Origin of the sequence: Pseudomonas sp. Wu6 (genome assembly GCF_019891515.1) — a bacterium.
GTDB lineage: Bacteria > Pseudomonadota > Gammaproteobacteria > Pseudomonadales > Pseudomonadaceae > Aquipseudomonas > Aquipseudomonas orientalis_A.
In genome coordinates this window covers 1-7776 of sequence record NZ_JAFLXH010000074.1, presented here as the reverse complement: position 1 = coordinate 7776, position 7776 = coordinate 1, and the positions used below count along the sequence as shown (strand labels likewise).

Here is a 7776-nt window from a genome sequence, read left to right as displayed (position 1 = left end):
CTGACCCACTGCTATCGGGGGCAATCCCCCTCCCACATTTTGTTTTGTGCCTGGCAAAAGTCCCTGTCAGCCGGTCAGCGGTGTGGCCGACGAGCAGTTCATCAGCTTCGTAATGTCCAAAGCCGGTGCAATGGGCGGCGCGCAATAATCCTGAAATGCAGTTAACAATGTGGGAGGGGGCTTGCCCCCGATGGCGGTGTATCAGTCAGCTTATCTGTGGCTGACCCACTGCTATCGGGGGCAAGCCCCCTCCCACATTTTGTTTTGTGCCTGGCAAAAGTCCCTGTCAGCCGGTCAGCGGTGTGGCCGACGAGCAGTTCATCAGCTTCGTGATGTCCAAAGCCGGTGCAATGGGCGGCGCGCAATAACCCTGAAATGCAGTTAACAATATGGGAGGGGGCTTGCCCCCGATGGCGGTGTATCAGTCAGCTTATCTGTGGCTGACCCACCGCTATCGGGGGCCAGCCCCCTCCCACAGTTGTTTTGTGCCTGGCAAAGAATCTGTGTCAGCCAATTCTGAACAATTGTTCTGAATTGCCCTTGCCCCTGCCTGGCTAAGAGATAGTTGCCCCAGGAAAGCTAGGTCGGGTCCCGAGACGCCGACACCCTGATGCACATCGCTCAGGATCACCCATCGTTGCGGCTTTCCTTGTAAGGAAGCCGACGACATGTTGCCAATCCCTCCACTCAGCGCTTCAGGCCGGTTGCGGCTGCTCATCGCAGCAGGCCTGTGCAGCCAATTGCTGATGCCTGCCTATGCCGTGGCCGACCCTGCCTATGACGCCCTGATCATCCAGGCGCGCAACGGTCACTTCACGCCGGCACTGACCCAACTGCGTCAACTGTCCGCCGAGCGCCAGACGCCAGGCCAGGTCAGCGATCACCTGGTGATTGCCGGTTGGGCCGGGCAGGACGCGGAAGTGGTGAAGGTGTATGAGGCGCAGGGCAAGCATCGCAACCTGACCACCCAGGCACTGGCCACGGTGGCGCGCACCTATCGCAATCAAAAGCAGTGGGCCCAGGCCGAGGCGGTCTATCGCCAGGCGCTGCTGCGCGAACCGAATAATATCGACCTGCAACTGGGCCTGGCGCTCACCCAGGCCGATGGCGGCAAGGCCAATGAGGCGGTGCAACGCTTGCGCGCGCTGGTGGCGGCGCAACCGAATGACCCCAACCGCCGCATGGCCCTGGGCTATGCGCTGACCCGCGCCGGCCTGAACTACGACGCACTGTTCGAGTTCGACCAGGCCTTTATCCGTGCCGGCGACAAGCCCGACGTGGCGCGTGAATACATCGTCGCGCTGCAAAAGGCCCGCCTGCCGGAAGCTGCCCTGCGCCTGTCGGCCAGGCGTCCGGGCCTGGTGGACGCGGTGACCCAGCGCCGCCTGGAAGGCGACCTGGCCGCCGAGCGCGTGCGCATCGCCGAGTTCGCCACGCGTACCGAAAAAGAACGCTACGTGGTCGCCGACCGCGCCCTCAGTGACTACGACCGACTGATCGCACGCTGGACCCCGGACGCCGGCGCCCATGACGACGTGGTGCGCTGGCGCATCGACCGCCTGGGCGCACTGAAGGCCAGGGCGCGAACGGCCGAGGTGATCCGCGAGTACCAGACCTTCAACGCTGAAGGCGTGCAATTGCCCACTTACGCGTTGCGTTGGGTGGCCGCCTCGTACCTCGACCAGCGCCAGCCGGAAAAAGCCGAACCCTTGTATCGCCAGGTGTTGAGTGCGCCGGATGCCGACGCCAGTTACCGCGTCGACGACAGCACCGCGTTGTTCTACGCCCTGCTGGAAAGTGACAAGGTCGAGGATGCCCGCCAGGTCGCCGACACCCTGGCCAAAGAACAGAAGCCCCGCGTCGAACTCAAGGGCTTGCCGATTGGCAACCCCAACGACAACTGGATGGACGCGCAGCAACTCTCCGCCCAGGCCGGCACCTTCGGCGGCGACCTGCCGGGCAGCGAAGCCAACCTGGAAGCGCTGGTGGCCAAGGCGCCAGGCAATATCGGCCTGCGCATCGCCCAGGCCGACATGTACCGCGCCCGTGACTGGCCGCGCCGCGCCGAAGGCACCCTCAAGGAAACCGAAGCCCAGGCGCCCCGCGACATCGGCCTGGAAGTGTCCCAGGCCTACACCGCCATGGACCTGCAGGAGTGGCGCCAGATGGACGCCCTCACCGACGACGTGGTCGCGCGCAACCCGGACAACCGCCAGGTGCAACGTCTCAACCGCCTGCGCGATGTGCATGACATGGCCGAACTGCGCGTCGAGGCCTACACCGGCAAGAGCTACGGCGGCGGCAACAACAACGACGCAGGCGCCGTGGCCGGCAGCCGCGACTGGGGAATTGAAAGCGTGATCTACACGCCGCCCATCGACGAAGACTGGCGCCTGTTCGCCGGTGCCGGCTACGCCACCGCCGACTTCAGCGAAGGCACCGGCCAGCACCGTTGGCAGCGCGTGGGCGTGGAGCGTCGCACCCGCGACATGACGATCGAAGCCGAGGTGTCCAATCACTCCTACGGCGACGGCGCCAAACAAGGCGCGGCAGTGTCGATTGCCCGCGACATCAACGACCACTGGCAGTACGGCGGCAGCGTCGGCTACCTGCTCACCACCACGCCGCTGCGCGCCTTGAACGACGGCGTCACGGCCAATGGCGGCAGTGGTTTTATCCGCTGGCGCGCCAATGAAAGCCGCGAGTGGAAACTGACCCTCAGCCCGTCGCACTTCAGTGACGGCAACGACCGCGTCGAAGCGCTGCTCAGCGGCCGCGAGGGCCTTTACAGCTCGCCCCATGTGCAAGTCGACCTGGGCTTGGAAGTCGGCGCGAGCCGCAACAGCAAGGAAGACACCGCGTACTTCAACCCGAAGTCGGACTTCACGGTGTTGCCCGTGATCAACGTCAACCACGTGCTCTATCACCGCTACGAGACCCAGTGGAGCCAGCAGTTCCAGATCGGCGCGGGCACCTACAGCCAGCGCGACTATTCCACCGGCGGCATCGGCGTTATCGGTTACGGCCAGCGCTTTCGCTGGAACGACGTACTGGAAATGGGCGCCAACCTCAGCCTGATCAGCCGACCTTATGACGGCGACCGCGAACGCGATCTGCGTCTGCTCGTCGACCTCACTTACCGTTTCTAGAAGAGCCTGACCATGACCGTCCTCAGCCGTTGCTTGTTGGTCCTGGGTCTAATGCTGGCCGCCGCGTGCGCCCAGCAACCCGCGCCCTATACCCCACCCGCGCAGCGGCCAACCGCGCTCAACGAAGCGCCGTGGCCGAAAAACCATTTCCTGGGCATTGCCTACCATGACGTCAATGATCGCGACCCGGATCAGGCGGTGGTGGCGGTGCGTACCGAACGCTTGATCGAACAACTGGCCTGGTTGCGCGAGAACGGCTACCAGGCGGTCAGCGTCGACCAGATCCTGGCCGCGCGCAACGGCGGCCCGGCCCTGCCGCCCAAAGCCATCATGCTCAGCTTCGATGACGGCTATTCCAGCTTCTACACCCGCGTGATGCCGATTCTGCGCGCCTACCACTGGCCGGCGTTACTGGCGCCGGTGGGCTACTGGATCGACACGCCGCTGAACAAACCGGTGGACTTCGCCGGGTCACCGCGCCCGCGTGGAGAATTCCTCACCTGGCAGCAGATTCGTGAAGTGTCCCAGTCGGGCCTGGTGGAAATCGCCGCGCATACCGACGCCAGCCACACCGGGATTCTGGCGAACCCCCAGGGCAACCTCGAGCCGGCGGCGACCTCGCTGCGCTACGACCCCGCGACCAAACGCTATGAAACCGACGCGCAATTCCAGGCGCGGATGCGTGCGGACGTCGCGGCCATCACGCAAAAAATCCGCACAGTGACCGGCAAGGCGCCACGGGTATGGGTATGGCCATACGGCGCGGCCAAAGGCACCTCCCTGGCCGTCGTCAGCGAGCAGGGCTATCAGATGGCCCTGACCCTGGAAGACGGCCTCGACAGCGCCAGTGATCTGATGAACAGCCCGCGCTTCCTGGTGGCGTCCGACCCGGACGGCGAGCATTTCGCCAACAGCATCGTCGCCGCACAGACCCCGGCACCGATGCGCGTATTGCATGTGGACCTGGACAACGTCTACGACCCGGACCCGGCCCAGCAGGCGCGCAACCTCGACGTACTGGTGCAGCGCGTGGTGGACATGGGCGCCGGCACCGTATTCCTGCAAGCCTTCGCCGACCCCAAGGGTGACGGCCTGGTGCACTCGCTCTACTTCCCCAACCGTCACTTGCCGGTGCGCGCCGACCTGTTCAACCGCGTCGCCTGGCAACTGCACACCCGTGCCCACGCCGCCGTGTATGCCTGGATGCCCGTGCTCAGTTTCGCCCTCGACCCCAAGCTGCCACGCGTGACCCGTTGGGACCCGCAAACCGCCAGGCTGGGGCCTGACCCGGACCAGTACAAACGCCTGTCGCCGTTCGACCCGCAGGTGCGCAAAATCATCGGCGAGATCTACGAGGACCTGGCCCGCAACAGCGCCATCGACGGTGTGCTGTACCACGACGACGCCGTGCTCTCGGACTTCGAAGACGCCAGCCCCGCCGCGCTCAAGGCGTACGCGGCCAATGGTCTGCCGGACACTGTCGCCGCCTTGCGCGCCGATCCCGCCACGCTGCAACGCTGGACCCGCTTCAAGAGCCGCTACCTGATCGACTTCACCCAGGAGCTGACCACCAAGGTCCGCGCCATCGCCGGGCCGCAGGTGCAGACCGCGCGCAATATCTTCGCCGAACCGATGCTCAACCCGGACAGCGAGGCCTGGTTCGCGCAGAACCTCGATGACTTCCTGCAGGCCTACGACTGGACCGCGCCGATGGCCATGCCGTTGATGGAAGGCCAGGAAGTGAAGACCTCCAATGCCTGGCTGGAAAAACTGGTGGCGACAGTCAAGGCCCGCCCGGGCGCCATGGAAAAAACCGTTTTCGAGCTGCAAGCCAAAGATTGGCGCACCAAAGCCGCACCGGATATCAGCGCTGAGCAACTGGCGCAATGGATGGGCGTGCTCAAACGCCAGGGGGTCAAGAGCTTTGGCTATTACCCGGACAACTTCCTGGAAAACTCCCCGGACCTGAAGACTGTACGTCCGGCCCTTTCCAACCAGTGGAACCCTTGATCATGTTCGACAGAATCCTGGCTATATTCGTGCTGGCACTGGTATTGGGTGTGCCCCTGGGCCTGATCTTCCTGGTCACCGGGCAGTTCCTGATGGACTTCGTGTTTTTCTACCCGCTGTTCATGTCCGCGCTGTGGATCGCCGGCGGCCTGTACTTCTGGCTGCACTGGGAACGCCACTGGCCGTGGGAGGAAGACACGCCGGCGCCGACCCTGGCCGGCAACCCGCTGATCTCGATCATCGTCCCTTGCTACAACGAAGGCGATAACGTCGCCGACACCATGGCGGCCGCCCTGGCCCAGGTGTACACGAACATCGAAGTGATCGCGGTCAACGACGGCTCCAGCGACAACACCGCCGCAGTACTCGACGCGCTGGCGCTGCAACACCCACGCCTGCGCGTGCTGCACCTGGCGCAGAACCAGGGCAAGGCCGTGGCCCTGCGCATGGGCGCGGTGGCGGCGCGCAGCGAATACCTGGTGTGCATCGACGGCGATGCGTTGCTCGACAAAAACGCGGCGGCCTACATGGTCGCGCCGATGCTCGACAACCCGCGCCTCGGCGCCGTCACCGGCAACCCGCGTGTGCGCACACGGTCGACCCTGATCGGGCGGGTACAAGTGGGCGAGTTCTCTTCGATCATCGGCCTGATCAAGCGCACCCAGCGCGTATTCGGGCGGATCTTCACGGTGTCGGGTGTGGTGGTGGCGTTCCGTAAGAAGGCGCTGGACCGCATCGATTACTGGAGCACCGACATGATCACCGAGGACATCGATGTCAGCTGGAAGCTGCAACTCGATCACTGGGCGATCTTCTACGAACCGCGTGCGCTGTGCTGGATTCTCATGCCCGAAACCGTTGGCGGCCTGTGGAAGCAGCGCCTGCGCTGGGCCCAGGGCGGCGCTGAGGTGCTGTTCAAGAATATCCGTGGCATCTGGCAATGGCGCCATCGCTACCTGTGGCCGCTGCTGTTCGAATACTGCCTGTCCACCGGCTGGGCGTTCACCTTCCTGCTCTCGGTGGTGTTCTGGGGCCTGGGCAAATTCATGGTGTTGCCGCAGGCGATTACCGTCGACTCCTTGGTGCCGCCGGCGTTTACCGGGTTGGTGCTGGCGATGGTGTGCCTGCTGCAGTTCGCGGTGAGCATCCTGATTGACCGGCGCTACGAAAAAGACCTGTGGAAAACCCTGTTCTGGACCGTGTGGTACCCGATGGTGTTCTGGCTGGTGAGCCTGTTCACCACCCTGGTCAGCTTTCCCAAGGTGTTGTTCAACCAGCACCAGAAACGCGCCCGCTGGGTCAGCCCGGACCGTGGTATCAAACCTGCCCAAGAGGAGGCGTGACGATGAAACTGGTCAGAACCCGCCAGAACCTGGCGATGTGGATTATCGATGTGTTGCTTACCCTGCTGGCCTGGGCCGGCCTGGTCTGGCTGCTGGCTCGGGGCATGAACGCCATGCTCGAAACCCACGGCGGCCCGCGCCTGGAAGCGCCGATCTTCGCTGCGCTCAACACCTTGCAAATCTACCTGTGGATCGCCCTGTTCAACGCCGTGATCCTGATTGCCTGGGCGCGCTACCAGCAACGCAAAGGCCGCAAATTCGCCCAGCGTCGCGCCGAGGCGAATGCCCTCAGCGACCAGCACTTGAGTGAAAGCTTCAACCTGGGCGAGGGCGACCTGGAACAACTGCGCCGCCCCGGCGTGCTGGTGATTCACAACGATGAAGAGGGTGGCGTGGGGGAAATCAAATCCCACGTCTCTCGCGATGTCGAACGCCCCGGCCTGGCTCTGGTGCCCGGCTCGGAAAAAGACAAGGGCCTTGGCTGATATCTTCAGCCCTGCACTACCCAATGTGGATGTTGATCGTTCCCACGCTCCGCGTGGGAACGCCGCCTGGGACGCTCCGCGTCCCTACGACAACTCAATACGTACAGGTGACGCAGAGCGTCACGGGCTGCATTCCCACGCACAGCGTGGGAACGATCATCTCCAGCGCTGTGAGTGCGCACGGGTTCAAAAAATCTGATTGGATTTCCGATAAATGGGACCCAAATCACAAAACCGCCGCGAACTTTCCTCCGATCCCCGGCACTAACCCTAACTCGACGAAACCTGATGGCTAAATAATGGCGATCACTGTGTGGCAGTCGAACAGCCCTCGAAACAGTTGCCGCCGGTCGGATTAAACGTCTCAGTAATCAGGCCGGTCACTGTTCGATAATTATTTTTTGTTACTAATCATTAGGTTAATCGGAAACACGCTCGAACACCCGACAGCCTCCGCATCTAGGACGGCCGGACGTTCGATGTTAGCTTCCCGGCCCTTGATTTTCGACGGATCGAACATGCCAATGCCACGGACTCGGTTTCTACTATGCACCCTCCTGCTCACTTGCCTGAGCTTGAACACTGCATTCGCTGCCCCCACGCCCGGGGACCAGGACCTGATCCGCGATCGGCAGAACCGCCTGCTTGAAGAGCAACAGCGGCGTCTCCAGGAACTTCAGGACCTGCCCGGCAAAGCGGCCAAACCCGAGGCGCCCACCGCGCCCGCCGACACCCGTTGCTTCCCGATCAAAGACATCGAACTCAAAGGCGCCGACAGCCTGCCGGCCT

Annotated in this window: 4 protein-coding genes and 1 pseudogene; all 5 read left to right on the top strand. The window is 63.4% G+C overall.

What is annotated here, in order from left to right; all coding sequences use genetic code 11:
* The first annotated feature begins 668 nt into the window (after nt 1-668).
* Nucleotides 669-3149 carry a poly-beta-1,6 N-acetyl-D-glucosamine export porin PgaA gene (gene pgaA / locus J1G34_RS26730; RefSeq protein ID WP_222994855.1) on the top strand — a complete coding sequence of 827 codons (2481 nt, stop codon included), beginning with the start codon at nt 669-671 and terminating at the stop codon, nt 3147-3149.
* A gap of 12 nt (nt 3150-3161) precedes the next feature.
* Nucleotides 3162-5159 (top strand): poly-beta-1,6-N-acetyl-D-glucosamine N-deacetylase PgaB, encoded by a 1998-nt coding sequence (gene pgaB / locus J1G34_RS26725; protein ID WP_065898455.1) that lies wholly within the window; start codon nt 3162-3164, stop codon nt 5157-5159.
* 2 nt (nt 5160-5161) lie between these two features.
* The gene (pgaC, locus tag J1G34_RS26720) at nt 5162-6502 is read left to right on the top strand and encodes a poly-beta-1,6-N-acetyl-D-glucosamine synthase (RefSeq protein WP_065894071.1); all 1341 of its coding nucleotides are present in this window, start codon (nt 5162-5164) and stop codon (nt 6500-6502) included.
* 2 nt (nt 6503-6504) lie between these two features.
* Nucleotides 6505-6987 carry a poly-beta-1,6-N-acetyl-D-glucosamine biosynthesis protein PgaD gene (pgaD, locus tag J1G34_RS26715; RefSeq protein WP_065894072.1) on the top strand — a complete coding sequence of 161 codons (483 nt, stop codon included), beginning with the start codon at nt 6505-6507 and terminating at the stop codon, nt 6985-6987.
* Nucleotides 6988-7511: 524 nt separating this feature from the next.
* Nucleotides 7512-7776: pseudogene (locus tag J1G34_RS26710) on the top strand (ShlB/FhaC/HecB family hemolysin secretion/activation protein); the annotation flags it as partial.

What these genes read in the sequence shown, in the direction of transcription:
- pgaA (WP_222994855.1), top strand. Translation starts at nt 669, where the DNA reads ATGTTGCCAATCCCTCCACTCAGCGCTTCAGGCCGGTTGCGGCTGCTC.
- pgaB (WP_065898455.1), top strand. Translation starts at nt 3,162, where the DNA reads ATGACCGTCCTCAGCCGTTGCTTGTTGGTCCTGGGTCTAATGCTGGCC.
- pgaC (WP_065894071.1), top strand. Translation starts at nt 5,162, where the DNA reads ATGTTCGACAGAATCCTGGCTATATTCGTGCTGGCACTGGTATTGGGT.
- pgaD (WP_065894072.1), top strand. Translation starts at nt 6,505, where the DNA reads ATGAAACTGGTCAGAACCCGCCAGAACCTGGCGATGTGGATTATCGAT.